At 39.3% G+C, this 26,228-nt stretch carries 26 protein-coding genes and 1 pseudogene; 11 read left to right on the forward strand and 16 right to left on the reverse strand.

Annotated elements, in window-relative coordinates:
• Nucleotides 1-100: pseudogene (locus QSH13_RS14835) on the forward strand (RNA-guided endonuclease InsQ/TnpB family protein); the annotation flags it as partial.
• 48 nt (nt 101-148) lie between these two features.
• Here QSH13_RS14835 and ydhT read toward each other — a convergent pair.
• From ydhT to QSH13_RS14880, 9 genes are all read right to left on the reverse strand, one after another.
• The gene (gene ydhT / locus QSH13_RS14840; RefSeq protein ID WP_286039331.1) at nt 149-1,117 is read right to left on the reverse strand and encodes a protein YdhT; all 969 of its coding nucleotides are present in this window, start codon (nt 1,115-1,117) and stop codon (nt 149-151) included.
• 25 nt (nt 1,118-1,142) lie between these two features.
• Entirely contained in the window at nt 1,143-1,940 is a 798-nt protein-coding gene (gene phsC / locus QSH13_RS14845) for a thiosulfate reductase cytochrome B subunit (RefSeq protein WP_286039332.1), read from the reverse strand.
• Nucleotides 1,937-2,608 (reverse strand): 4Fe-4S dicluster domain-containing protein, encoded by a 672-nt coding sequence (locus QSH13_RS14850; protein WP_185901696.1) that lies wholly within the window; start codon nt 2,606-2,608, stop codon nt 1,937-1,939. The genes phsC and QSH13_RS14850 overlap by 4 nt, the downstream gene beginning before the upstream one ends.
• 66 nt (nt 2,609-2,674) lie before the next feature.
• Nucleotides 2,675-3,388 (reverse strand): YdhW family putative oxidoreductase system protein, encoded by a 714-nt coding sequence (locus QSH13_RS14855; protein ID WP_228407273.1) that lies wholly within the window; start codon nt 3,386-3,388, stop codon nt 2,675-2,677.
• Between the two features lie 22 nt (nt 3,389-3,410).
• Nucleotides 3,411-5,513, reverse strand: a complete 2,103-nt coding sequence (locus QSH13_RS14860; protein ID WP_109397144.1) for an aldehyde ferredoxin oxidoreductase — start codon at nt 5,511-5,513, stop codon at nt 3,411-3,413.
• A gap of 52 nt (nt 5,514-5,565) precedes the next feature.
• Complete coding sequence (locus QSH13_RS14865; RefSeq protein WP_006535141.1) at nt 5,566-6,195, reverse strand: ferredoxin-like protein; 630 nt, start codon at nt 6,193-6,195, stop codon at nt 5,566-5,568.
• A gap of 612 nt (nt 6,196-6,807) precedes the next feature.
• Complete coding sequence (gene ggt, locus QSH13_RS14870) at nt 6,808-8,568, reverse strand: gamma-glutamyltransferase (RefSeq protein ID WP_109397145.1); 1,761 nt, start codon at nt 8,566-8,568, stop codon at nt 6,808-6,810.
• A 295-nt stretch (nt 8,569-8,863) separates the two neighbouring features.
• Nucleotides 8,864-9,466 carry a peroxiredoxin C gene (locus QSH13_RS14875; protein ID WP_036911731.1) on the reverse strand — a complete coding sequence of 201 codons (603 nt, stop codon included), beginning with the start codon at nt 9,464-9,466 and terminating at the stop codon, nt 8,864-8,866.
• 688 nt (nt 9,467-10,154) lie between these two features.
• Nucleotides 10,155-10,742: an acyl carrier protein phosphodiesterase gene (locus tag QSH13_RS14880; RefSeq protein ID WP_109397193.1), complete on the reverse strand. Its 588-nt coding sequence runs from the start codon at nt 10,740-10,742 to the stop codon at nt 10,155-10,157.
• A gap of 107 nt (nt 10,743-10,849) precedes the next feature.
• Here QSH13_RS14880 and queA point away from each other — a divergent pair, with 107 nt between their 5' ends.
• The 10 genes from queA (at nt 10,850) to thiL (ending at nt 20,529) form a co-directional block, all read left to right on the forward strand.
• The gene (gene queA / locus QSH13_RS14885; protein ID WP_109397146.1) at nt 10,850-11,923 is read left to right on the forward strand and encodes a tRNA preQ1(34) S-adenosylmethionine ribosyltransferase-isomerase QueA; all 1,074 of its coding nucleotides are present in this window, start codon (nt 10,850-10,852) and stop codon (nt 11,921-11,923) included.
• A gap of 180 nt (nt 11,924-12,103) precedes the next feature.
• Nucleotides 12,104-13,246 (forward strand): tRNA guanosine(34) transglycosylase Tgt, encoded by a 1,143-nt coding sequence (gene tgt, locus QSH13_RS14890; protein ID WP_036911729.1) that lies wholly within the window; start codon nt 12,104-12,106, stop codon nt 13,244-13,246.
• Between the two features lie 85 nt (nt 13,247-13,331).
• Complete coding sequence (yajC, locus tag QSH13_RS14895) at nt 13,332-13,667, forward strand: preprotein translocase subunit YajC (protein ID WP_006535133.1); 336 nt, start codon at nt 13,332-13,334, stop codon at nt 13,665-13,667.
• A 32-nt stretch (nt 13,668-13,699) separates the two neighbouring features.
• Nucleotides 13,700-15,547 carry a protein translocase subunit SecD gene (gene secD / locus QSH13_RS14900; RefSeq protein WP_109397147.1) on the forward strand — a complete coding sequence of 616 codons (1,848 nt, stop codon included), beginning with the start codon at nt 13,700-13,702 and terminating at the stop codon, nt 15,545-15,547.
• Nucleotides 15,548-15,557: 10 nt separating this feature from the next.
• Nucleotides 15,558-16,526 (forward strand): protein translocase subunit SecF, encoded by a 969-nt coding sequence (secF, locus tag QSH13_RS14905; RefSeq protein WP_109397148.1) that lies wholly within the window; start codon nt 15,558-15,560, stop codon nt 16,524-16,526.
• 116 nt (nt 16,527-16,642) lie between these two features.
• The gene (gene nrdR, locus QSH13_RS14910) at nt 16,643-17,092 is read left to right on the forward strand and encodes a transcriptional regulator NrdR (protein ID WP_006535128.1); all 450 of its coding nucleotides are present in this window, start codon (nt 16,643-16,645) and stop codon (nt 17,090-17,092) included.
• A gap of 70 nt (nt 17,093-17,162) precedes the next feature.
• Nucleotides 17,163-18,317 (forward strand): bifunctional diaminohydroxyphosphoribosylaminopyrimidine deaminase/5-amino-6-(5-phosphoribosylamino)uracil reductase RibD, encoded by a 1,155-nt coding sequence (gene ribD / locus QSH13_RS14915; RefSeq protein WP_286039333.1) that lies wholly within the window; start codon nt 17,163-17,165, stop codon nt 18,315-18,317.
• 212 nt (nt 18,318-18,529) lie between these two features.
• On the forward strand, nt 18,530-19,000 hold the full coding sequence (gene ribH, locus QSH13_RS14920) for a 6,7-dimethyl-8-ribityllumazine synthase (protein WP_023580887.1): 471 nt from the start codon (nt 18,530-18,532) through the stop codon (nt 18,998-19,000).
• Between the two features lie 28 nt (nt 19,001-19,028).
• Entirely contained in the window at nt 19,029-19,442 is a 414-nt protein-coding gene (gene nusB / locus QSH13_RS14925; RefSeq protein WP_006535124.1) for a transcription antitermination factor NusB, read from the forward strand.
• A gap of 103 nt (nt 19,443-19,545) precedes the next feature.
• Nucleotides 19,546-20,529, forward strand: a complete 984-nt coding sequence (gene thiL / locus QSH13_RS14930) for a thiamine-phosphate kinase (protein ID WP_109406820.1) — start codon at nt 19,546-19,548, stop codon at nt 20,527-20,529.
• Nucleotides 20,530-20,593: 64 nt separating this feature from the next.
• Here the strand turns inward: thiL and QSH13_RS14935 are convergent, their stop codons facing one another.
• From QSH13_RS14935 to rbsB, 7 genes are all read right to left on the reverse strand, one after another.
• On the reverse strand, nt 20,594-21,493 hold the full coding sequence (locus QSH13_RS14935; protein WP_109397151.1) for a hypothetical protein: 900 nt from the start codon (nt 21,491-21,493) through the stop codon (nt 20,594-20,596).
• Nucleotides 21,494-21,758: 265 nt separating this feature from the next.
• Nucleotides 21,759-22,094 (reverse strand): zinc ribbon domain-containing protein YjdM, encoded by a 336-nt coding sequence (locus QSH13_RS14940; protein WP_109397152.1) that lies wholly within the window; start codon nt 22,092-22,094, stop codon nt 21,759-21,761.
• A gap of 443 nt (nt 22,095-22,537) precedes the next feature.
• Nucleotides 22,538-22,942 (reverse strand): type II toxin-antitoxin system tRNA(fMet)-specific endonuclease VapC, encoded by a 405-nt coding sequence (gene vapC / locus QSH13_RS14945; RefSeq protein ID WP_196543924.1) that lies wholly within the window; start codon nt 22,940-22,942, stop codon nt 22,538-22,540.
• Nucleotides 22,935-23,177 carry a type II toxin-antitoxin system VapB family antitoxin gene (vapB, locus tag QSH13_RS14950; RefSeq protein ID WP_109406818.1) on the reverse strand — a complete coding sequence of 81 codons (243 nt, stop codon included), beginning with the start codon at nt 23,175-23,177 and terminating at the stop codon, nt 22,935-22,937. Before vapB ends, vapC begins: the two co-directional genes overlap by 8 nt.
• 116 nt (nt 23,178-23,293) lie before the next feature.
• Nucleotides 23,294-24,301, reverse strand: a complete 1,008-nt coding sequence (gene rbsR / locus QSH13_RS14955; protein ID WP_185901703.1) for a ribose operon transcriptional repressor RbsR — start codon at nt 24,299-24,301, stop codon at nt 23,294-23,296.
• A gap of 4 nt (nt 24,302-24,305) precedes the next feature.
• Nucleotides 24,306-25,232 (reverse strand): ribokinase, encoded by a 927-nt coding sequence (gene rbsK / locus QSH13_RS14960; RefSeq protein ID WP_286039334.1) that lies wholly within the window; start codon nt 25,230-25,232, stop codon nt 24,306-24,308.
• A 75-nt stretch (nt 25,233-25,307) separates the two neighbouring features.
• Nucleotides 25,308-26,198 (reverse strand): ribose ABC transporter substrate-binding protein RbsB, encoded by an 891-nt coding sequence (rbsB, locus tag QSH13_RS14965; RefSeq protein WP_109397157.1) that lies wholly within the window; start codon nt 26,196-26,198, stop codon nt 25,308-25,310.
• Nucleotides 26,199-26,228 lie beyond the last annotated feature (30 nt).

Genomic DNA, 26,228 nt, shown 5'->3' on the forward strand with positions numbered 1-26,228 from the left:
CATCGAACGCAAGGGCATACTGGAATTACAAGCGGCGGGACTCGTCGTTTCTGCCCATGGAGGCCAGCGTAAATCCGTCACACAGACGGTTGCGGTCTAAGAAGTGGGAAGCCTCGCCCGACAGGGCAGGGAGCAGTCACGTTGCTCATTAAATTTTATTTGCAGAATACTGTTTTTCTGCCACAGGTTGTTGGTTTTCATCTAAATAGTAATAAACGCCAGCAACAATATCATCTTCACCTTCATAGAAGATTTTAAAGCGAGTACGATTGCCGTCATGATAAGCAATCACGGCACTACCCCCTTTTCCTAGGCAGAACTGTTCTATATTACCCGTTGATATGCAAATACTGTTGTCGCCAGATACCGTGATTTTGCAGTTATCGCCAGTGTTAATTGCTACTGCGTTTTTTCCAGTCACATTGATCTGCGCTAAATCACCTGTGTTAGTGATTTTTGCTCTATCTTGAGAGGCCGTAATAAAATTGCGCATGCCACTGTTTGCAATATGAACACCATTACCTGCGGCATAAATTTTGACATCATTGCCACTATTAGAAATGCGGGAGCGTCCGCCTAAACTCCCAATACGACACTGATTTCCTGTATTAGCTATTTTTCCTGCAAAGCCAGTAACCATTAGTTGATTGCTATAACCTGTGTTGGCAATGCTATTTTCATCGCCAGAAAAAGCCACAATATTATTATTCCCACACAAAGCAAGATCGGTACTTAGTTGCTGACTTTTTAAGATCAATTGATGCCATTCGGTAGAAAATTGAATGTTTTCAGATGTTGGCAACGTGTTGTGATAGGGCAAACGTTGTAATGTCACGCCTTGCTGTTGTTCATTGCCGAGCAGGAACAAGAGGTTTTCTATGACTTCTTGTTCCTGTTTGGCAAAGGATACTTCTCTAAAATGACGTAAATAAATATATTGAATAAGGCTTTCTATCCACTGTGTACGGCGCTGTTTTATTAACTCACTATGGATAGCACTGTAAGTGCCTCCATCAGGAAAATAACGCAAAAACCAACGATAAAGCGAAGTTGAAACATGCAGTTGTCGTAAGTCTTTTTTTGTTAATCGAATATTTTCCTTTGAAGGGACTGACATATAAGCTCCTTAATCCATGTATTAATTAGTGTCTATGGTAACCATCAACCATACTGCGAAATGTTTGGAATGGCGTTTTTCCAGTTGTACACAGATAAAGGTGACCAATGATAAAAAAGACACTACATACTGCTAATATTTGGTGCGTGATTAATAACCATGCTTTAAACATTACGGCATCAGCAGGAATAAGTGCTGGGTTTTGCAGTAAAATACCGGTTATCAACAGTAGTGGAACTAATGCATACATCACACCTAAATAAGCCATTTGTTGCAGTGGATTAAATTTAACGTTGGGGGTTGCAGGAAAGGGGTGATCTTCGCCTTTGATAATGCCGTAGAGGTAAAAACGAATTTGCATTAAAGCGCGTTGTAACCAATTTTTACCGTCAATACGATAAAATTTACCATTACCACCAACAATATTGATCAATACAAAAGATAACCAGCATACTAAGAGCAGATAACCACAAATTTCATGAACACTGACTAATAACGCCGTATCGTGGGCTGAAAGTAAGGCAAAATGGTTAATCCCACCACTTAGAAGCAACAGAATAAATAAAGAGGCATTACTCCAGTGCCACAAACGAACCGCTTTAGAGTAAAGATAGAGCTTCTCTTCTTTATGCGATCCACCATGTGGAGTGGCAAAGCGATAACGCAAGAAGCCATGCAGTGCAAGAACAAGCAACATTCCAACTAAAAGTACGCCTGCAACGATTAACCAAAGTGGTAAGTAGTCGGGTGTGTAAATTAAGACATACTCTTTTAGTGAGGCTTGGAATTGCTCGGCATTTGGCATGATATTAACAGCACTCATACTTTACCCTCCTCTTGAATATGAGGCCCTACACGGCGGTAGAGATGCGGTTTCCCTACACCATCAAGTTGATAAATATAGTAATCGTGTGTCTTGAGCCATTCTTGAATTTGAGGGCTGTCTTCTCTACCAAATAACAAAGCATTTTGTGGACAAGCACTCACACAAATCGGTGGGAAACCTTTTTGTAATCGAGACTCAAGACAAAAATCACATTTATCAGCAACCTGTGTCACTGGGTTAAGATAACGGACTTGGTATGGGCATGCTGATATACAATAGCTACAACCAATACATTTCTCTTTATTAACACGAACAATGCCATTGGTTTCATCACGCCAAGAAGCACCTGTAGGACAAACCGAGATACATGGGGCATCTTCACATTGTTGGCAAGAGTGTCTAAAGAAATGGTATTTATCGTTATCTTCTTTGAGGCTTAATGGAATATGAGCAATATCCATTCGCGCCATACCATTAGGTACTTTATTTAATCGACGACATGCAGTGGCGCAGATATTACAGCCATTACAGAGCGTCTCATCGTGGATCATGGCATAGCGGATTGGTTTTTTTTCTGTTGTTGCTGCAAGCGCACTTCCTAGTGGCGCACTGAAAAAAATGACCGATCCCATACCGGCTACAAATTTACGGCGAGAAACACGCATTATTTTTGCTCCTCAGTCTGATGATGTTGTAATACCCACATCGAATTTCGTTGATAAAGTAGAACATTAAGGATTTTCATGTTGTTCTACCTCAATCCATTCAGTTAAGCCTCGTGCTTTGCCATAACTCATTAACGTATTGCTAAAGAGATAAGGGGCATCGTTGGATGCTAAAACTTGCTGAATATCCTGAAAATCAGGGTGAGTTTTCATCAGTGTCAGTGCATCTTCAATCTCTGAAGCCGTATAGTGAAAAGGTTCAGACATCAACATGCTTTGTTTCAATGGTCGAGGATAGGTTTCGCATTCAAAACGAACCACACCTGCAATTGCTGTACAAATATCCGCATGGCGGTTTAATAATTGCAGTTGTGCGAAGTTATCTGACATAAATTCATCAGAGTAGAAATAATCCTCGTCATTGAGACTTAAATGGGCGATATCAATAAACTCGTCGCTCTTTAACGCGGTTTTTAACTGCACAATATCCTCTTCAGTCAGAGAATAGGGCGCATCATACAGCGTTGAAATTGCTAATAGTTCACCATCTTTTGAACATTGACGAATTGCATTCGCTAGATGTTGTTCGGCAGATAATTCTGCTACCTCTGCAACGGGTTCTTCTACGATATCTGTTGAGGTGTTAGCATTACGTCCAACACCTGTTTCTGATAGTGGTAGTAACCAACGTCGACGAGAGATATCAGGTTGCTCGGAAGCAATATCTGAATCATCAGCGATATCTTGTGGTATAGAAGCCGATGCATTTTGTTCTATCATCATGATCTCCTTCTTTTACCGATTAACTTGGTAATAAACCACGAGACGATAAATCGTCTGCAATATCTTGTAATCCAAGGCGAACTAACGTTTCTTTTGTTGGGCAACCTAAGTTAGGATCCCAGCCCATTTCTTCATAGAACATGGTGAGAGAGAGCTGCATGTCTTCTCGGTCCATTTTGTCTGTACCTTCGGTAAAGACTGGAATATCGGGATCTTTATCAAATACCCATGAGCAGATTTGGTCGTGCTCATTACGCATATCCATGGTGTTCATTAATTTGACTGTATAAGCGCGGTGTAGCGTGAAGATACGCTCTGAGGCTAAATCCAGATCTTTAGAGGTCGTTGGTTCACCCGTGATGGCGGTAAAGAATTTAGCCTCCATTTCTAAGTCACCACGATAATTACGACTCTTATGAGGAGAAACGGTCATTGGCCATACCCAGTTACATAAGGTGACAGCATCGTGTAAGCAGCTACGCAAAATAGTCCATTTGGTATAAGCAATTTTGGCTTTATTGATTGGTGTATAGTTTTTGGTTTCATCAAAAGCATCACCAGAGCCAAATAGCTCACCTGCAATCTCTTTTTGTAGTTTCAGTGGTAAACCGCTGCCGATATAGTTGATATGGGTATGTGTCATTGCATCGCGGTTAAACATACAGTTAACGATAGAACCAACTTGAGCAGAGGCTTCATTGGCGTGGTGAATTGGGAAGCCCATTGGTGACCAAAGTTTGTTTTTCTTGTTCGCCCAATACTCTTCACCTAAGTTCCAGCGTTGCGCAATGAGGTAAGAGCCATCAGCTAGGTGACTAAATTCACCTTTACGGTGCGCTAAGCGATAATAGAAATCTTTGATAAATTCAGGATTACCTTCTTCAAGCTTATCCCAAGGAATATCATTATATTCCTCTTCAGAAAGAACGCGTTTAAAGACACCGTGGGTATAACAATAAGTGAAGTCACGATGAAGTTGGCCGTAGTTACACCATAAACCCATATCATCAAAAATATTCAGGCCAACAAGGTTACCAACGACGTTACCATCGCCTTTTTTCTCTACATCTTTAGGGCCATTAGGGAAGATCGTTGTATGAACGAAGTTAGCAACACAAGTGTTTCCGCCTGTTTGCGGCACACCAAATTTTTTCGCTTGTGGAACGTTAAGTTGCGCCATACAGCGAATAGGGCAAGAGTGACATCCTCCCATTTTTACGGTGTATTCTTCTGCTTCTGGTCCTAAGTCAAAAGTCGATTTCATGGTTCTGAAACCAACAGTATTGATATCACCAGGAGGGATTTCACCGGTTTCAATTGGACCACCTTCAGCAGCGCCCCAATATAACCCTTTACGTGCATTCCAGCGAGAGCCAGGATGTGAATATTCTGCCCATGATTGTGGGGTACTTGGTACAACGTGGTTGTTATTAGAGCCAATGAGTTGTGTCATCATATAGTCGTTCAGTTCTTTTAACGCTTTACGGTCTGCAACGTTAACGCCTCGGCTACCTTCAACAACAATGGCTTTTAATTTTTTAGCACCTAATACAGCACCAATCCCCGCACCACCACTGTGGTTACGGCTATTAATGATGCCAGATAAAGGTACGAGATTTTCACCCGCCGGACCTATGGCTGCGACACAAGCCTCAGGACTTGTTTGAGCACATAACTCTTCTGTCGTTTGGCGAACACCTTTACCCCATAAGAAAGAGGCATCTTGAATAGAGACTTGGTCATCGTCAATATGGATCCAAGCAGGATTATCTGATTTACCTTCAATAATTAGTGCATCATAGCCGGCAAATTTCATCCATGCGGCAAAAAAACCTCCCATATGGGCATCAACGACAAGATTGCCACGAGTAAAAGTGGAAAGAGAAGTGATATTGACGCGGGAGCTACAAGGTGCACCTGATCCTGTTAGAGGCCCTACTGCGAAGACAATTTTGTTTTCTTCATCAAAAGGTTTAACTCCTGGGCCCACTTCGTCGTACATAATTTTGTAGCCAAAGCCCATTCCACCAATTAAGGATTTAAATTTACTTGAGCTTTCACGAGTGATGGCACCGGTAGTTAAATTGATTCTTAGAATATTTCCAGTCCAGCCGTTAATCATAATATTGCTTCCTAATCTAAATGTGGTTCAGTTATGTGATTGTCTGGATTTATTAAACAGTAATTTCTTTCCATTCAATGATTTGCAGAGCACCTGTTGGGCACGCTGATGCACATTCACCACATAAATTACATTTGCCGGATTTTTTAGTTTGTGGGTTGACGGTTGCCATCATCCACGGACAAGCTGTTGTACAGGCGGCACAACCAATACAACGACGTGTATCAACGACAATACAGCCGAACTCTTCTTGATAACGGATAGCTTTTACTGGGCAGACCTTCATACATTCAGGATCTTTACATTGGCGGCAAGTGTCTGTTGTAAAGTTTAAATCGCCATAAAGCCCACCACCGGAGCCAATACCTTTATCACCAAAATAAAAATGACGATGGATTTTTGTGCGAGAGAAGAATGAACCTACACTGCCATCATTCCATGTTGTACATGCGGTTTCACAACGGTGACAACCCGTACAACGTGCTCTATTCGTCACTAAAACACCTTTAGGTGTAGTGGTTAGCTGAATAATGCCACTGTCTATCTCTTCTTGCTTACAACCTAAAAGAGAAAGCAATGCGGGTGCTATTGTGATCCCTGCCAGCCCTTTACCGGATATTCGCAGAAACTCTAGTCTTGATAGCCCAATATCTAAGATTGGACGATGATGTGTATCAGACATTAATATTTATCTCCGCTTAACTAATTTAATAAGAAATAAGTTGTGATGATAAATTATTTATTTATCCGCTTGCTTTATCGTTATATAAAAAAGATAATAACGATGTGTTTAAGGGATATATTATTAATTTCAACTCTTTTTACGATAAAAAATATATTGTGATGAAATGTTAAATATTTGTATTTACAATGTGTTATCCCCACTTTTTCGTTTTTTTATTATCACTCTTTGATAGTGTGGTTATTAAAAATTTAATACTGTGATTGCTATCATAGAAATAAAAATAGCGAGTGTTATTAATTTTATTTAATTAAATGATTATTATTTTTGTCTGTAATTACGAAAGAGAATAACTACTATTTATATATATTCTATTGTTGAAATTAAATAAAAGGTGATTTGCTCTTATATTTTATCTAATATTATTATTTTAATAATAAATTGATATTTAATGTTAATTATTTATTTAATCAAAATCTGGTGTTGATTATTATTAATAGAAAAATATATGAATAAATTGTAAAACCATGACTAGATCATTTTTATAAAAAAAGAAACCTTATCTAATCAAGATAAGGTTTCTTTTCTGAGCTCTATGATGTCATTTTATGGTTAGTAACCCACAGCTTTACCGGCAGGGCGACGAACATCGTTTGAACCATAGAGATAACCTTCACGTACTGCACCCGATACAGCGGAATCATTACCTGATGAAGCTGGGATCACCCCATCTTCTCCGGGGAGTCCAACCATAATCAATTCAGCTGCTCCCCATGGAGTTTGTTCTACCATTTTATATCCCATGGAGGCGAGTTTTTCTAATGTGTCTTTTGATAATCCTCGTTGCTCATAATAAACCTCATCTGGCAACCATTGATGGTGAATACGAGGGCTATTAACCGCTTCTTGTGGTGGCATACCAAATTCAATGATATTCAGCGCAGTTTGTAAGGTGATTGAGATAATGCGAGAACCGCCTGGCGATCCTAAAATAAGAAATGGCTTACCTTCTTTCGTCACAATCGTTGGGCTCATTGATGACAATGGGCGTTTTAATGGTGCAATACTATTGCGTTCACCTTGTACTAAACCATAGAGATTTTTCTCGCCGACTTTGGTGGTAAAATCATCCATCTCATTGTTGAGAAAAAAACCCGTTCCCGGAGCGATGACAACCGCACCGAAACGACCATTTATCGTATAAGTCGTTGATACTGCGTTACCATTTTTATCTATAACGGAGTAGTGTGTTGTCTCAGGGCTTTCATGAGGAGCGATCCCTGGTTGTACCTTCTCTGAAGGTGTCGCTTTATTTGGCATGATTTGTTGGCGGATTTCTGTGGCATAGGTTTTACTGAGTAGTTTCTCTGTTGGATTTTTAATAAATTGTGGATCGCCAAGAAAGGTGTTTCTATCCATATAAGCGTGACGCATTGCTTCAGTTAGAGTATGAACATATTCAGCTGAATTAAAGCCCATTGATTTAAGATCATAACCTTCCAAAATATTCAGTGTTTGGCAGATAGTGACTCCGCCTGAACTTGGCGGTGGCGCAGAAATAAACTCATAACCTCGGTAAGTACAGGTGATAGGTTTGGTTTCTGTGATAGTAAAGTTAGCAAAATCTTCTTGAGTTAATAGACCATTATGTTGTTTTGATGCTTCTTCAACTTTTTTAGGTATTTCGCCTTGATAGAATGCATCAGCACCTTGGTTTGCGATTAATTCTAATGTATTCGCTAAATCAGTTTGAATAAGGCGATCACCGGGTTGCCATGGTGTTCCATCAGGTTTTAAGAAAATTTTTGCAGACTCTGGATCTTGTTTGAAGCGTTCTGTTGTCGTTTCTAACACATCAGTATCAGCACGCGTTAAGATATAACCTTCTCTTGCCAGTTTAATGGCCGGTGCCATAACATCTTGGCGCGAAAGTGTGCCGTATTTTTCTAATGCTATGTCGAGCCCTTTTACTGTACCTGGTACGCCTGAGGCGAGATAGCCATATAGACTGGCATCTTTAACTAAATTACCTTCTTTATCTAAATACATATCTTTAGAAGCAGAGGCGGGCGCTGTTTCCCTAAAATTGATAAAGGTATTTGTGCCGTCAGCAAGGTGTATTGTCATAAAACCACCACCACCAATATTACCGCAGCAGGCATTGACTACTGCTTGTGCATAGCCAACTGCAACGGCTGCATCAATCGCATTACCTCCTTTTTGTAAAATATCATTCCCTACCTGAGAGGCTAAATGTTGAGAAGAAACAACCATGCCGTGTTGTGCTTCAACAGCAGGTTCATAAGCAGCATAGAGTGAAGTTGAAAAAAGGGTAGTGAGTAACAGCAGGTGAGTTCTTTTTATAGTAATCATTATTATCTCCATCAATAACAGTGAGTTATATTGAATAAATACAAATATAGAGATTTACGCTGTTATTAATATGAATTAACAATTGCGTAACAATAAGTATAGAGAGTGGTTATTGGTGATGAGAATTTTTTTTGATGTGATGATCACAAAACTATCTTTAAGCAGGTAAACAATAATCTTGTGTATAACTAGTTGTTGTAATAAATACAGTCAATCAACAATAAATGGATAAATGCTGAATAAGAAAAAAGCCTGTTTTCACAGGCTTTTAGAAATATATTAGCTTACTGAAATATTACAGTTTGCCAGAGTTTGCTTTCAGGTATTTAGCTACGCCATCTGGAGATGCACCCATACCTTCTTGACCTTTTTCCCACTGTGCAGGGCAAACATCGCCGTGCTCTTCGTGGAATTGCAGTGCGTCAACCATACGGATCATTTCATCAATGTTACGACCTAATGGCAGATCGTTAACCACTTGGTGACGAACAACGCCTTCTTTGTCAATTAAGAATGAACCACGTAGCGCAACGCCCGCTTCTGGGTGTTCGATGCCGTAAGCTTTGATGATGTCATGTTTGATATCAGCAACCATTGGGTATCTAACTTCACCAATACCACCATCATCAATTGGGGTTTTACGCCATGCGTTATGAACAAATTCTGAGTCCATAGAAACGCCGATGATTTCAACACCACGTTTTTTGAATTCTTCAAAACGGTGATCGAATGCAATCAGCTCTGAAGGGCAAACGAAAGTGAAATCCATTGGCCAGAAGAAAATAACGGCAGGTTTGCCTTTGATAAATGAATGCAGGTTGAAATCATTAACAATTTCACCATTACCTAAAACGGCAGCAGCTGTGAAATCAGGGGCTTTGCGAGTAACCAGAACCATAATGTACTCCTGTAGATTGAAAGAGTTAAGGGTATTTATCCTCGTCATACTTCAAGTTGTAGCGTTGTTGACTTCGTTCATTCGCACTAGTCACATACTTTTGTATGCTCCTAGCAACTCATTCACTTGTCACCTAGCTACACCTCGAATTATTTAGAGTAAAATCCTCGTCATACTTCAAGTTGTAGCGTTGTTGACTTCGTTCATTCGCACTAGTCACATACTACTGTATGCTCCTAGCGACTCATTCACTTGTCGCCTAGCTACACCTCGAATTATTTAGAGTAAAATCCTCGTCATACTTCAAGTTGTAGCATTGTTGACTTCGTTCATTCGCACTAGTCACATACTGACTCATTCACTTGTCGCCTAGCTATACTTCGAATTATTTAGAGTGTGTACCCTGTTTTTAAATGATGCATACAGCATAAATAATCAATCGCTATTGATAAAGTTAATCAGAACAATCTATTTGATAGATTATAGTTATCAACTTAATACAATAAAGTAGGATTATTTATGACTCCTTGTATAACGATTCATTCTAATCAACTTTGGAAATGAATACTATGCTTGTTAACAAATCGTTACGAATAATATGATAAATTGACTTTGCATCTGTTTGATATATCGAATGTAATCCTACAATATGACAAAAAGATGAAACTCAAAATGGTAGTTAAATGTATCAGTCATCAAGTTGGTGATGCTGTGCTCTTTCTAGCAATTGCGGATAAAACTGCCAAAAAATCTCACTCAATTCATTGTAATGTGTTTCGAGTACAATATAAGAGCCCGCTAGTGCACTTAATCGTGGTCTTCTTCTCGCCATTCCTTTCAATGTTTGAGCAATGTATGCTTTGTCTGCGTAACGAATTAACCAAGATTGCGACCACAGATACTCATTGAGCTCTTGAAATTTTTCAGGTGTTTGCCATAAATCAGGTTCAATAATATTTCGGGTTTGGGTGACAAATTTTGTTAAGGGGATATCCGGTTCGAATGTTGACCAATTTAAAGAAAGAAAATGATCCCAAAAAACATCTAAGGTAATCGGTGAAACTCGGCGATATTCATCTGGAAATAAAAGACGAGCTTGTTTGACTAATGGATGAGTGTCGGTGAGTACATCAATACGTCTATGCATACGAATGCCCTCAATAACAGCTTGACTGTAATCAGAGCTAGGAGCGCCTTTAATATAATCTGCCATCATATTACCTAATAGAGAGCTTTTTGCTCTAAAGGCTAGATGTAAGTGAGCAAGATAATTCATCACATCATCATAGCGCTTTTTGAATAAAAAAGGGCTTCTTTGTTGCACTGATAAGCTGGCAGCACTAGACTAGTCCGCCTGTTTTTTATGAAAGTAGTCGTTTAATTATGCGTGTATCAGACTTTACATTTGAATTGCCAGAGGCCTTGATTGCTCACTATCCACAACCTCAACGTAGTGGTTGTCGTTTGCTCTCATTAGAAGGTAAGACTGGTGCCTTATCACACGGTGTTTTTACCGATGTGTTAGATAAAATAAATGCCGGTGATCTGCTGGTTTTTAATAATACTCGGGTGATCCCTGCACGTATTTATGGACGTAAAGCGTCAGGTGGTAAAATCGAAGTGTTGGTTGAGCGTATGCTTGATGAACATCGTGTCCTTGCTCATGTTAGAGCCTCTAAATCACCGAAAGAAGGCGCTGCGCTTGTGTTAGGTGAAGATGAAAGCGTACAAGCAACTATGGTTGCGCGTCATGATACACTTTTTGAAATTCGCTTTGATGATGAAAGAGATGTTCTTACTATCCTGAATAGCATTGGGCATATGCCGTTACCTCCTTATATTGATCGTCCTGATGAAGAGTCTGATAAAGAGCTTTATCAAACGGTTTATAATGAGCGTCCAGGTGCTGTTGCAGCACCAACTGCGGGATTACATTTTGATGAACCATTACTGCAAGCCTTAAAAGAAAAAGGCGTTGAGATGGCATTTGTCACACTGCATGTTGGTGCGGGGACTTTCCAACCCGTGCGTGTGGATAATATCGAAGAACACACAATGCATTCTGAATACGCAGAAGTACCACAAGAAGTGGTTGAGGCTGTATTAGCGTGTAAAGCGCGTGGTAATAGAGTGATTGCTGTGGGAACAACTTCGGTTCGTTCATTAGAAAGTGCCGCGAAAGCAGCAAAAGATGCATTAATAGCACCTTTCTTCGACGATACTCAAATCTTTATTTATCCGGGTTATCAATATCAAATTATTGATGCATTGATTACGAACTTCCATTTGCCTGAATCGACTTTAATCATGCTGGTTTCTGCTTTTGCTGGGTATAAAAATACCATGAATGCTTATAAAGAGGCCGTTGAGCAAGAGTATCGTTTTTTCAGTTATGGTGATGCGATGTTTATTACTTGTAATCCTTTAGCTATCAATGAAAAAGTAGGACAGGAATAAAGATTTATTATTTTTTAACGTTTTTCTTCGTTTTATGAATTGTTATTTCAATTTTATTGCTTAATCCCTTTGACTCAGCTCGATTTTTGTTGAAGTAACATATACAGCCGTCTAACAAATGATTAGAATGTGCTGTTTTTTATTACGCATTGGACTGTTTTTCTGATGCTTGGAGGATGAGTGAAATACGAATTAGATAAAACCGACGGTAATGCTCGCCGCGGTCGCCTTATTTTTGAACGTGGTGTTGTTGAAACACCTGCATTTATGCCTGTGGGTACTTACGGCACAGTAAAAGGAATGACACCTGAAGAAGTGAAAGCAACAGGTGCACAAATTCTTTTAGGTAATACTTTCCATTTATGGTTACGCCCTGGTCAAGAAATCATGAAGTTACATGGTGATTTACATGATTTTATGCAATGGCAAGGCCCTATTTTAACGGACTCAGGCGGTTTCCAAGTCTTTAGTTTAGGCGCGATGCGTAAAATTAAAGAAGAGGGTGTTCATTTCCGTAACCCAATTAATGGCGAAAAGATTTTTTTAAGCCCAGAAAAATCAATGGAAATCCAATACGATTTGGGTTCTGACATTGTGATGATTTTTGATGAGTGTACGCCATATCCTTCAGATTGGGATTATGCAAAAAACTCAATGGAGATGTCATTACGTTGGGCTAAACGTAGTCGTGCGCGCTTTGATGAACTTAATAACAAAAATTCATTATTCGGTATTATTCAAGGTGGTGTTTACGAAGATTTACGTGATATCTCAGTAAAAGGACTAGTCGAAATCGGTTTTGACGGTTACGCTGTCGGCGGCCTTGCAGTCGGTGAGCCTAAAGAAGATATGCACCGCATTTTAGAGCATGTCTGCCCTCAAATTCCTGCGAATAAACCGCGTTATTTAATGGGAGTTGGTAAACCAGAAGATTTAGTTGAAGGTGTTCGTCGTGGTATTGATATGTTTGACTGTGTTATGCCAACGCGAAATGCACGAAATGGCCATCTGTTTGTAACCGATGGTGTCATTAAAATTCGTAATGCAAAACATCGCTCTGACACATCAACGCTTGATGAACATTGTGACTGCTATACCTGTAAAAATTATAGCCGTGCTTATTTACATCATCTTGATCGTTGTAACGAAATTTTAGGTGCAAGGCTGAACACTATCCACAACTTGCGTTATTATCAGCGTTTAATGGCTGAAATTCGTCAGTCTATTGAAGATTCGCGTTTTGAAGAGTTTGTACACGAATTCTACGAACGTATTGGAAAACCCGTCCCACCGCTAAATGGCAGTGCGACTAAGTGTGAATAATGTATACGAGAAAGCCCAATTCTGTGTATGATATTGGGCTTATAACTTGAATATCGTCGATATCGACAACAATGAGGAAAAGTGAATGAGTTTTTTCATTTCTGATGCTGTTGCTTCTGCTGGACAAGCAGCACCTGAAGCTAGCTTTATGTCTATTTTACCAATGTTAGTGATCTTTATTCTGATTTTCTATTTTATGATCCTACGTCCACAGCAAAAACGTACTAAAGAACATCGTAAACTGATGGATTCTATTGGTAAAGGTGATGAAGTTTTAACGACAGGTGGTTTAATTGGTCGTGTTGTTAAGGTTTCAGATAACGGCTATATCGTTGTTGCTCTGAATGAAACAACTGAAGTAACTATCAAACGTGACTTTGTTGCCGCTGTATTACCTAAAGGCACAATGAAAGCTATTTAATAACATTTCCCCAAAGGGAAAAGGGAACTGCCGTGCTAAACCGTTATCCTTTGTGGAAGTACCTGATGTTGATAGCCGCTATCCTCATCGGTCTGCTTTACGCACTTCCTAACCTATATGGTGAGGATCCGGCTGTTCAAATCACTGGCGCGCGGGGAACCGCCGCCAATGAGCAAACACTGGATCAAGTTCGATCTTTATTAGATAAAGAAAAAATTGAAGCGAAGTCTATTGCACTTGAAAATGGTGCGATTTTAGCTCGTTTCGGTAACCCTGATATTCAGTTACGTGCCCGTGAAGTATTGTTGCCTGCATTAGGTGACCAATTCATTGTTGCACTTAACCTTGCACCGGCAACACCAAAATGGTTAGAAGCCATTGGCGGTGAGCCGATGAAACTGGGGTTAGACTTACGTGGTGGTGTTCACTTCTTGATGGAAGTTGATATGGAAACCGCGTTAGGTAAACTTCAGGAACAAAATGTTGAAAGCCTACGTACATTATTACGTGATGAAGGCATTCCATATTCATCTATCCGTAAAACGGATAACTATGGCGTTGAAATTCGTTTCCGTAATTCGGATGATCGCTCTAAAGCTTCAGATTACCTAGCTCGTCGTAATCAAGATCTTATTTTTAGAGATGGTGCAAATAACTCATTAAGCGCTATTTTTACTGACGAACGTTTACGTGATGCGCGTACTTATGCAGTACAGCAAAACATCACTATCTTACGTAATCGTGTTAACCAGTTAGGTGTTGCTGAGCCATTAGTTCAACGTCAAGGTGCTGACCGAATTGTTGTTGAATTGCCTGGTATCCAAGATACCGCGCGTGCTAAAGAAATCTTAGGTGCGACAGCAACATTAGAATTCCGTTTAGTCAATACCACCGTTGATCCTTCCGCTTTAGAAACTGGTCGTATTCCGGGCGATTCAGAAGTGAAATATACCCGCGAAGGTAGACCAACTATTCTTTATAAACGCGTTATTTTAACGGGTGACCACATTACTGACTCAACTTCTCAAGCTGATGAATATGGTCAACCTCAAGTGAATATTTCACTTGATAGCGCGGGTGGTTCTATCATGTCTAACTTTACGAAGGACAATGTCGGTAAACCGATGGCAACACTGTTCGTAGAGTATAAAGACAGCGGTAAACGCGATGAGAATGACCGTGCTATATTGGTTAAAAGCGAAGAAATTATCAACGTTGCGAATATTCAAAGTCGTCTAGGAAATAGTTTCCGTATTACGGGTATTTCAAATGCGAATGAAGCACGTCAATTATCTCTGTTATTACGTGCTGGTGCGTTGATTGCACCTATTCAAATCGTTGAAGAAAGAACCATTGGTCCAACTTTGGGTCTGCAAAATATTACTCAAGGTTTAGAAGCGTGTTTATGGGGTCTGATTGCGTCTGTTGCCTTTATGATAATTTATTATCGTAAATTTGGTGTGATTGCGAGTACTGCATTAATGGCAAACTTAGTGTTAATTGTTGGGGTAATGTCACTATTACCGGGAGCAACACTGACCATGCCAGGTATTGCGGGTATCGTTTTAACACTTGCCGTTGCTGTCGATGCCAACGTACTGATAAACGAACGTATCAAAGAAGAGTTACGTAATGGTCGATCAGTGCAACAAGCAATCCATGAAGGTTATAAAGGCGCCTTCTCCAGTATTATTGATGCTAACTTAACCACATTGATTACAGCTGTGATCCTTTATGCAGTCGGTACCGGCTCAATTAAAGGCTTTGCTATCACAACAGCAATCGGGGTTGCAACATCCATGTTTACAGCTATCGTCGGTACTCGTGCGATTGTAAACCTGCTGTATGGTGGTAAACGCGTTAAGAAACTGTCTATTTAAGGAGCACGTTGTGGCACAGGATTATACTGTTGAACAATTAAACCATGGTCGTAAAGTCATTGACTTTATGCGTTGGGACAACGTTGCCTTTAGTATTTCGATTCTGCTTTTGATAGCGTCAATCGCTATCATTTCGATGAAAGGATTTAACTGGGGATTAGATTTTACAGGTGGTACAGTCATTGAGATCAATCTCAGTCAACCAGCCGACCTTGATAAAATGCGTGATAGCCTAGATGTTGCGGGCTTTAAAGATCCTCTGTTACAAAACTTTGGTAGCAGTCGCGATATTATGGTGCGTATGCCTCCTGTTGAAGGACAGGCTGGTCAAGAATTAGGTAAGAAAGTCATCGATGTTATCAATGCTGAAGTTGATAACGATGCAGTGGTAAAACGTATTGAATTTGTTGGGCCAAGCGTGGGAAGCGAATTGGCTCAAACAGGTGCAATGGCGTTATTATCCGCACTTATCTGTATTCTTATCTATGTTGGATTCCGTTTTGAATGGCGTTTGGCGTTAGGTGCGGTTATTGCACTTGCGCATGACGTGGTGATCACACTGGGTGTGCTTTCACTGTTCCATATAGAAGTTGACTTAACCATTGTAGCGTCATTGATGTCTGTTATCGGTTACTCACTAAACGATAGTATCGTTGTATCGGATCGTATTCGTGAGAACTTCCGTAAAATTCGTCGAGGAACATCATATGAAATTATGAACGTTTCTCTTACACAGACATTAAGCCGTACCATCATGACATCAGCAACAACATTATTAGTTGTATTAATGCTGTATATCTTCGGTGGTTCAATGCTTGAAGGCTTCTCTTTAGTTATGTTAATCGGTGTTTCAATCGGTACTATTTCTTCTATTTATGTGGCTTCTGCATTAGCACTTAAAATGGGCATGAAACGTGAACACTTGATTGTACAAAAAGTGGAAAAAGAGGGTGCCGATCAGACAACTCTCTTACCATAATAGAGCGTTTTTCTGATAAAACATCGCAAACACCCTGCCAGTGTATACTGACAGGGTGTTTTTTGTTCACTGAACAGGTACACTGTTTATGAGTATTGTCAAAAGTAGGAATAACTATGCATTGCCCATTTTGTGGAGCCGTAGATACCAAGGTAATTGATTCCAGACTTGTTGGTGATGGTTCACAAGTGCGCCGTCGTCGCCAATGTCTTGTTTGTCATGAACGCTTTACTACCTTTGAAGTAGCAGAGTTAGTAATGCCTCGTGTTGTGAAAAGTGATGAAATACGAGAGCCTTTTGATGAAGAGAAACTTCGTCGAGGTATGCTTAAAGCATTAGAGAAGCGTCCAGTGAGTTCAGATGATGTTGAAGCTGCGATAAGCCATATCAAATCACAACTAAGAGCGACGGGCGAAAGAGAAATCCCTTCAAAAGAAATTGGCAATTTTGTTATGGAACAACTAAAAAAGCTTGATAAGGTGGCTTATATTCGCTTTGCTTCTGTTTATCGTAGTTTTGAAGATATTCGAGATTTTGGTGAAGAGATTGCGAAATTACAGGATTAATACATTAATACTGTAATTAATTTAATTATTTGAAAAATAACGATAAATAATAAATTTATATGTAATTATTATGATAAATAACAACAGCAACAATCCAAGTGAAAATGAAGGACTGCATGATGAATACTATATGCGTCGAGCCATTGAGCTCGCAGCATTAGGTCGCTTTACAACATCGCCTAATCCTAATGTGGGGTGTGTGATTGTAAAAGAGGGGGAGATTATTGGTGAAGGTTATCACCATCATGCAGGTGGTCCTCATGCTGAAGTTAATGCATTAAAAATGGCAGGAGATAAAGCAAAAGGGGCAACAGCTTATGTCACACTTGAGCCTTGTAGCCACTTTGGTAAAACGCCACCTTGTGCTGATGCCTTGATTAATGCAGGTGTAAAACGCGTTGTTGCTGCGATGCAAGATCCGAATCCTCAAGTTGCAGGACGAGGATTACACAAGTTATTATCAGCTGGAATTGATGTTTCACACGGTGTTTTAATGCAAGAAGCTGAAAAACTTAACGTTGGTTTTTTTAAGCGAATGAGAACAGGCTTCCCTTATATCCAGCTAAAATTAGGTGCATCTTTAGATGGTAAAACGGCATTAGCATCAGGTGAAAGCCAATGGATAACCTCTAAAGCCTCTCGTCGGGATGTACAAAATTTCCGAGCTCAAGCTAGTGCTATTTTAACGACAAGTGCAACAGTGCTTGCTGATAACCCATCTATGAATGTACGTTGGGATGAGCTTTCAGATGAAATTAAAGCGCTTTATCCTGAAGAAACGCTACGCCAACCTATTCGCATTGTTGCTGATAGCCAAAATAGAGTGACTGAACATCATAAAATCACTCAAATTGAAGGCGAATGCTGGTTGGCGCGCACAAAATTACAGCCTGCTGATTGGCAAGGTAATGTATCAGAAATTCTATTACCAACGAATGGCAAAAACAGTGGCGTGGATTTAGTTTTATTAATGATGCAATTGGGCAAACGCAATATCAATACCGTATGGGTTGAAAGTGGCGCGCATTTTGCTGCTGCATTATTAGAGGCAGGGCTTGTTGATGAGCTTATTATATATATTGCACCTAAAATTTTAGGGAATGATGCACGTGGATTATTTGCACTTTCTCCTCTGTCATCATTATCCGAAGCACCTGAATTTACAGTAGATTCTCTCCAACAAATTGGCTCTGATATCAGAGTTTGTTTAAAACCTCGTTATTAATAGACGCAAATAAGTGTGTCTACGGCGCTATTTGTAGTAAAATGGCGCCGTGTGTGTTATTTCCTGTCGTTACGACATCGTTATCAGCCAACTAACCGCCTTGATTTATCAAGGGTTTTTGGCTCCTTTGCTGTGTAATAATAAAACAGAGCGCAGTAAGGGAAAGAATATGATAAAATCCGCGCCCCGCGGATAGGAGAAAAAGGTAACCTATGAACGTAATCAAAGGTGTTGTCGCGGCGCCAAACGCACGCGTAGCAATTGCAATTGCCCGTTTTAATAACTTTATCAACGACAGCCTATTAGAAGGTGCGGTTGATGCATTAGAACGCATTGGACAAGTTTCCTCTGAAAATATTACCGTCGTTTGGGTTCCAGGCGCTTATGAGTTGCCATTAACTGTTAAAGCATTAGCAGAAAGCGACAAATACGATGCAGTTATCGCACTCGGTACTGTTATCCGTGGTGGAACCGCACATTTTGAATACGTTGCTGGTGAATGTAGTTCTGGCCTATCTCAAGTTGCAATGCAAAGTGAGATCCCTGTGACTTTTGGTGTATTAACTACGGAAAGTATTGAACAGGCTATTGAACGCGCTGGAACTAAAGCGGGCAACAAAGGTGCTGAAGCAGCAATGACAGCACTTGAAATGATCAATGTACTTAAAGCCATAAAAGGCTAATCATCTGTTTTAACTTAAGGGGAATTTTGTGAAACCTGCTGCTCGTCGTCGTGCTCGTGAGTGTGCTGTTCAAGCTATCTACTCATGGCAATTATCCGGAAATGACATCGCGGATGTGGAATTGGAGTTTTTATCCGAGCAGGATACCCAAGGTGTAGATATTGCTTATTTTCGTGAGCTTTTAGTGGGTGTTGCCATTAATGCAACACGTTTAGATAAGGCGATGGAACCTTATCTATCCCGCCAACTTGAAGAATTAGGTCAAGTTGAAAAAGCCATTTTACGTTTAGCAATGTTTGAACTTAGCTTCCGTGAAGATGTTCCTTACAAAGTTGCGATTAACGAAGCGATTGAACTGGCTAAGGTATTTGGTGCTGACGATAGCCATAAATTTGTTAATGGCGTGCTTGATAAAGCTGCACCAACTGTACGTAAAAAATAACGTTTTTCACGTTTCCTCTATGGTAAATAATTCAAGGCCGGTATTTCCGGCCTTTTGTTTAATAAAGCTAGTTTAATATGCATAGCTCAATAGGAAATAGATAATGCCTTGTGGTGAATTCTCCCTTATTAAGCAATATTTCACTTCACAGCCTGTAAAACGAAAAGATGTGAGTACAGGGATTGGGGATGACTGTGCAATATTGACAGTACCTGAAAAGCAACAAGTCGCTATTAGTACCGATACTTTAGTGAGTGGCATTCACTTCCTTCCTTCTATCTCACCTGAAGATTTAGCCTATAAAGCACTTGCTGTGAATATTAGTGATTTAGCTGCCGTTGGCGCAGACCCTTCTTGGGCTTCATTGGCTTTAACACTTCCTGATACAAACAGTGAATGGCTTGAGGCATTTAGCCGTTCCTTCTTTGCCTTAGCTGATTATTATGCAATCCAGCTTATCGGCGGTGATACTACTCGCGGTCCGTTGAGTTTAACAATCACAATACAAGGACTTGTACCACAAGGAACGGCATTACTTCGTTCCGGTGCTAAAATTGGTGATTGGATCTATGTTACGGGCTTTTTAGGTGATAGCGCGGCAGGGCTTGCTGTATTACAAAATAGATTACAGCCGACAGAAAAAGAGCATAGTGATTATTTTGTTGCAAGGCATTTGCGTCCTCAACCTCGTTTGCTACAAGGTCAAGCATTACGCCATTTGGCGACATCTGCGATTGATATTTCTGATGGATTAATTTCAGACTTAGGCCATATTCTTACCGCAAGTGGTTGTGGGGCTCGCTTAAATCTAGATGCATTACCTTATTCGCCAGCGATGAAAGCGCAAGTGAGTGAAGAACAAGCGGAGATTTGGGCATTAAGTGGTGGCGAAGATTATGAATTATGTTTTACGGTGCCTGAAATCAACCGTGGCGCATTAGAGATTGCATTAGCACATACAGGCGCAGATTTTCATTGTATAGGGCAAATTATGCCGATTGCTGAAGGTATTCGTTATTTACGAGATGGTAAAGATGTTTACCCTAATCTTAAAGGGTTTGATCATTTTAGTGAGTCTGAGCAGTAAGCCTATCTCAATTTGAAAGGCGCTCTATAAGCGCCTTTCAGAATATTTTGAAGAGGCTATTATATTAGGTTCTTTCAGTTGCTTTACGTTTAGCAATACGTTCTTTAATGGATGCTATATCTAGTATAACGCCTTTGTTTGAACCTGAGGTTTTCACTGCAACTCTCGTTTTGGGTTTAACTGAATTATTCATGCGAGAGCCTCCTTTAGTTTGCGGATTATTGGTTAAATTATGCTCATGAGCCAATGAGGTGTCAACCGATTTGATTTCTCGTTCTAACTCTTCTTTATCTCTTTCCCTTTCATTATCCATCATTAATATTAATTCACTTAGTTCTTCTTTACTTCCACAGTTTTCTTTAATTAAACGGAGAATTTTTTTATTATATTGCTCTATTGTTTCTGTATCCAACCAATTTAGTTTATCAACAATAAGCTCTTTCTCTAGCCACTTAATATAATCAAAGCCTCCACCAGAACAACGATCTTTTATAGATGCCGAATTCATACTTATTTTAATAAAGTGATCACCGTATTTGATAAAATCATAAATTTGACCATTTATAGTAATTATTTGAATATTATTTATATAACACTCAATTGCATATTCAGAACCAGAACCAGCACCATAAAAAATATAATTATAGTTTTTTGTTGTAGTCGCGCCTTGAAAATAAACAACTTCTCCGTTCTTTCTATCTACTTCAATAAATTCACAAATATCCTCATCCATATTTGAAAGAACACCTATTAGTGTAGCATACTCTTCATCTATTCCTATATTATCTCCAATATAAAATGCTAATACAGCTAATATTGCATTTATATAACCAGAATAGAATATGATGCTATCATCAAGAACATAAAATTTCTTAAAAGGGGCAGGCGCAGGGTTATCATCACAATCAGTCCATAATCTATCTGCTGCTACAAATGCTAAATTTTGAGAAATAATTGTAGTCATTACTTGTAATGGTATGATTTGATTTAAAAAGAATTTAAATATTCTATATTGATGAGAGATAAAAGTGAAAATATATTTATACTTAAATACTTAAATACTTAAATACTTAAATACTTAAATACTTAAATACTTAAATACTTAAATACTTAAATACTTAAATACTTAAATATATTAATGGATATTAAAAAGGCGCTCTATAAGCGCCTTTCAGAATGCGATAACATCTAGATCTATCAACAAAGATATTATCAATAATCTGTTATTCTTAGTTTTTCTTAACAAATTCAGATTTTAACTTCATTGGTCCAAAGCCATCAATTTTACAATCAATATTATGGTCGCCTTCCACTAAACGGATACCTTTTACTTTAGTACCAATTTTAAGCATGGTTGAGCTACCTTTGACTTTGAGATCTTTAATCACAGTGACTGAATCACCATCAGCTAATACATTGCCGTTAGCATCTTTAACCACTAACTCATCGTTATCAACAGCGGGTTCTTCATCGTTCCACTCGTGTGCACATTCAGGGCAAACATACATTGCACCATCTTCATAGGTATATTCTGAACTGCACTTAGGACAAGAAGGTAATGACATAATAATACTCTCAAATTTTATCAAAATGGGAAGTGATTAATCGTCACAATGAGGATAACACTTGCCCCATAAATTAAAGGACACATTATCGTTTAAGAGTGAAAGTTCTAGGCAGTTTCCGATATGGTACTGCTTCTGATAATGTGAAAGGGCGATAGTATAATAGATTTGATGGAAATTTGCATCTTTCACCCGTTATGGCATAACGGGAGAGGAAAAGTAGAGTAGATATAGAGTGTTAAATAGGAAATAAAGATAAATAGACGTAGTTTTAAAAATAGTTTAACTACTTGATATTAAGTATTTAATTTAATAAATATAACTGGAAATAAAAGCCCTCATCTTAAAAGAGAGCATCAGTAATAATAGTGCTAACTTTCTTGTTGTTAGTTATTTTATGAAATCTATCACCGAGCCACGCTCTATAAGTTTTGATATCTAAATTAATGATGAGTCCAATCCTCAATTCTTAACCCATCAACTCTTTCAAATTCTTGAGTATTATTTGTAACTACTATTAGCCCTTTACTTCTAGCATGTGCAGCTACGTGTAAATCATTATCACCAATGCGTTTACCTTGTTTTTCAAGTGTTGCTCTGATTTCCCCATAATGAAAAGCGGCTAACTCATCGTAAGATAAAACAGTGAGTCGAGAAACAAAGTCGTTAACCGTAGCTAAATTTTTAGCTGAATTTAAACTTTTTTCAGCACCAAAAATGAGCTCAGCAAGTGTGATTGTAGAAATAGCTAATTGTTCAGCATGTTGGTTGAATTTCGGTAGCAAAAATTCAGGTCTGCGTTTAATGGTAAATATAACGATGTTTGTATCTAATAGGTATTTAATCATCAAAGGATTCTCTTTCACTTGTGACTTGATCTGGTCTTTCAGATAAAAAATCATCTGCTACAGACTGATCTGATAAGAAAAAGCTATCCCATGCATTTTGTATCGGTGTGATTATTCTTTCTTTTCCTTTGACGCGAACAAAAACTTCTTTTACATCATCAGGAAATCGAGTCTCAGCGGGTAAACGAACATTTTGTGTTCTATTGCTCATAAATACTTTGCCATGCTGGATCATAGTAATAGCTCCTATCAATTACTGCTATATAGCATAAGTATATAGCAGTTTTAATAGGATACCAAACATGTTGTATTAAATATATACAGATCCTAATAACCTATTAATTTAATAGATTATTTTCTATGGTTTATCACCGAGCTTCGCTCTATCAGTTTAGGTGTAAGCACCAGAACATTGTCATCAGCATCGATATTTTCCATGCGATGTAATAATTGGCTGACGGCGAGTTTTCCTAATTCATCCTTGGGTTGGTGGATCGTAGAAAGAGGAGGGATCATATAAGAAGCTAGATCGATATCGTCATAACCCATAACTGAAATATCATCTGGTATACGCAAACCTTTTTGATAAATAGCTTGATAAGCACCAACAGCCATCGCGTCATTACAGGTAAAAACGGCTTGTGGTAAAACAGAATGTGAGAGTAATTTTTGCATTGCACGAAATCCACCAGCAAATTCAAAATCGCTTGTTAACACAAACTCTTCTCGAATAGCTAACCCTGCTTTTTGCATTGCATTGTAATAACCTTGCAAACGATGTTTAGCAGGAAGTTTATCTTGTGGGCCTGCAATACAGGCAATTTCAGTAAAGCCTTTTTCAATCAGATAATTGGTTGCAATTTCTCCGCCAAGCAGAGAGTTATCTTGAATAATATCGCCCCCGTATTCAAAGGGGGACCAATCCATCATAACCATAGGTAAGCGAGGATAACGATTTAGCACTTCATGAGAGGGCGCTCTGGCTTCTGTTGACATTAATAATAAGCCATCAACACGTTTTTGTAGCAATGTTTCAAGGCTACTATCCATGCGTTCGTAATCTCCTTCTGTGTTACACAAAATAAGGCTATAACCTTTTTCGTAACAACTGCGTTCAACGCCACGAACAACTTCTGCATAGAACGGGTTGCTACTGGCTGTCACTAACATTCCAATAGTATGAGTACAGTTCATTTTTAAACTGCGCGCTAAAGCAGAAGGCGCGTAATTTAAGGTTTCTATAGCGTCGTTAACCTTTTTACGAATACCCTCGCTAACATAACGATTGTTATTGATTACGTGAGAAACAGTTGATGTCGAAACGCCCGCCAAACGGGCGACATCTTTCATTGTTGCCAAAGTACTATGCTCGCTCTGCTAAAAATGATTCGATTTCATGACGCCAAGGAACTGAAGATTGCGCACCATGACGTGTAACTGCAATGGCAGCTGCTGCGTGAGCAAAACGGATCGCTTCAACGGAAGGTTTCCCCTCTAATATAGCAGTGACAAATGCACCGTTAAAGGTATCACCTGCGGCAATGGTATCAATAGCATCGACACGAAAGCCTGGGATTAACATGCCTTTTCCTTGTTCACTGAACCACACACCGCGACTACCCAAAGTGATAAGCACTTGTTTGATGCCTTTACGATGTAAAATGTCGGCAGCTTTTGCTGCTCCCGCTTCATCATGCACAGAAACGCCGGTTAATATTTCGGCTTCTGTCTCATTTGGAGTGATAACATCAATAAAACTCAGAAATTCATCAGATAAAGTTTGTGCTGGTGCGGGATTTAAAATGACTTTAGTTTGATGTGATTTTGCCAGTTTTGCAGCTTCAAAAACAGTCTCTAACGGTGATTCTAATTGCATCAATAAGGCATCAGCATGCTCAATAATATGATGGTATTGCTGAAAATGCGTAGGTGTTAGTGCACCATTCGCTCCTGCAACGATGCTAATTACGTTTTCACCTTGTTCATTAACCAAGATCATCGCTACACCTGTAGGTGTTTGCGGAATAATACTAATTGCATCGATATGAATATTATCTGTTTTAAGTTGAGAGATTATTTCATTACCAATGGCATCATCACCGACACAAGCAATAAAGGTAATATCAGCGCCACTGCGGCCACAAGCAACAGCTTGATTTGCACCTTTACCACCAAAGGCTATTTTGTATTGATGACCAATAATCGTTTCACCGGGTTTGGGAAATTGTGAAATATTCATAATGTGGTCAACATTGATGCTACCTAGAACAGCAAGGCGAGGTGTTGTCATAGCCTTTATCCTTGTGAAAACATGTTTTAATGATTAAAGCTACCACGGAGCAATATCACTCCGTGGTATTTGTTGTTATTGTTTAATAACTAATTCAAGCTCGACTGGGATTGTTGCATCCACTTTCTCACCTTTGAGAATTTTATCTGCAGTTTGAATGCCAATAATACCAATCTGATCTGGGCGTTGAGCAATGGTTGCACCTAACACGCCACGGTTTACTGCCTTGATCCCATCATCTGTACCATCGAAACCAACCACTAATACATCGGTACGACCAGCGGTTTGTAACGCACGTAATGCACCTAATGCCATTTCATCATTTTGTGCAAAAACAGCTTGAACCGCAGGATATGCAGTTAACAGATTTTGCATCACGTTAAGACCTTTAGTGCGGTCAAAATCAGCGGGTTGGCTTGCCAGTACATTCAGTTTATGGGCATCAACTGCTTGTTTAAAACCTTCACCACGTTCACGAGATGCCGATGTTCCTGTGATCCCTTCGAGTTGAATGACTTTGGCATCGTTAGCAACTTTCTCAGCAATATAATCACCTGCCATTTTACCACCAAGGCGGTTATCTGAAGCGACGTGACTGACGACTTCACCTTTGTTTGCAACACGGTCTAAGGTGATCACTGGGATTTTGGCTTTATTAGCTAAAATAACTGCATTACCCACAGCATCTGAATCTGTTGGGTTAATAAGCATTAAACGTGTGCCTTTTACGGTCAGATCTTGCACGTTAGCAAGCTCTTTAGCAGGATTGTCCATAGAATCTAGAACAACAAGGTCGTAACCTAATCTATTTGCCTCTTTCTGTGCACTGTCTTTCATGGTGACAAAGAAAGGGTTGTTAAGTGTTGAAATAACAAGTGCGATCGATTCTTTGGCAAATGCGTTGGCGCTGATTGTGGCGCTTAATGCAACAACAGAAAGAAGTGTCGCCATTTTTTTCAGTTTCATAATATAAGTTCCTGTCGGGGTTCGGATTAA

It is taken from the genome of Proteus faecis (assembly GCF_030286765.1).
In the GTDB taxonomy this organism is placed as follows: Bacteria; Pseudomonadota; Gammaproteobacteria; order Enterobacterales; family Enterobacteriaceae; genus Proteus; species Proteus faecis.

Coding starts and splice junctions, on each gene's coding strand:
- ydhT (WP_286039331.1), bottom strand. CDS start 1,117: ATGTCAGTCCCTTCAAAGGAAAATATTCGATTAACAAAAAAAGACTTA.
- phsC (WP_286039332.1), bottom strand. CDS start 1,940: ATGAGTGCTGTTAATATCATGCCAAATGCCGAGCAATTCCAAGCCTCA.
- QSH13_RS14850 (WP_185901696.1), bottom strand. CDS start 2,608: ATGCGTGTTTCTCGCCGTAAATTTGTAGCCGGTATGGGATCGGTCATT.
- QSH13_RS14855 (WP_228407273.1), bottom strand. CDS start 3,388: ATGATAGAACAAAATGCATCGGCTTCTATACCACAAGATATCGCTGAT.
- QSH13_RS14860 (WP_109397144.1), bottom strand. CDS start 5,513: ATGATTAACGGCTGGACTGGAAATATTCTAAGAATCAATTTAACTACC.
- QSH13_RS14865 (WP_006535141.1), bottom strand. CDS start 6,195: ATGTCTGATACACATCATCGTCCAATCTTAGATATTGGGCTATCAAGA.
- ggt (WP_109397145.1), bottom strand. CDS start 8,568: ATGATTACTATAAAAAGAACTCACCTGCTGTTACTCACTACCCTTTTT.
- QSH13_RS14875 (WP_036911731.1), bottom strand. CDS start 9,466: ATGGTTCTGGTTACTCGCAAAGCCCCTGATTTCACAGCTGCTGCCGTT.
- QSH13_RS14880 (WP_109397193.1), bottom strand. CDS start 10,742: ATGAATTATCTTGCTCACTTACATCTAGCCTTTAGAGCAAAAAGCTCT.
- queA (WP_109397146.1), top strand. CDS start 10,850: ATGCGTGTATCAGACTTTACATTTGAATTGCCAGAGGCCTTGATTGCT.
- yajC (WP_006535133.1), top strand. CDS start 13,332: ATGAGTTTTTTCATTTCTGATGCTGTTGCTTCTGCTGGACAAGCAGCA.
- nrdR (WP_006535128.1), top strand. CDS start 16,643: ATGCATTGCCCATTTTGTGGAGCCGTAGATACCAAGGTAATTGATTCC.
- ribD (WP_286039333.1), top strand. CDS start 17,163: ATGATAAATAACAACAGCAACAATCCAAGTGAAAATGAAGGACTGCAT.
- ribH (WP_023580887.1), top strand. CDS start 18,530: ATGAACGTAATCAAAGGTGTTGTCGCGGCGCCAAACGCACGCGTAGCA.
- thiL (WP_109406820.1), top strand. CDS start 19,546: ATGCCTTGTGGTGAATTCTCCCTTATTAAGCAATATTTCACTTCACAG.
- QSH13_RS14935 (WP_109397151.1), bottom strand. CDS start 21,493: ATGACTACAATTATTTCTCAAAATTTAGCATTTGTAGCAGCAGATAGA.
- QSH13_RS14940 (WP_109397152.1), bottom strand. CDS start 22,094: ATGTCATTACCTTCTTGTCCTAAGTGCAGTTCAGAATATACCTATGAA.
- vapC (WP_196543924.1), bottom strand. CDS start 22,942: ATGATTAAATACCTATTAGATACAAACATCGTTATATTTACCATTAAA.
- vapB (WP_109406818.1), bottom strand. CDS start 23,177: ATGATCCAGCATGGCAAAGTATTTATGAGCAATAGAACACAAAATGTT.
- rbsK (WP_286039334.1), bottom strand. CDS start 25,232: ATGACAACACCTCGCCTTGCTGTTCTAGGTAGCATCAATGTTGACCAC.
- rbsB (WP_109397157.1), bottom strand. CDS start 26,198: ATGAAACTGAAAAAAATGGCGACACTTCTTTCTGTTGTTGCATTAAGC.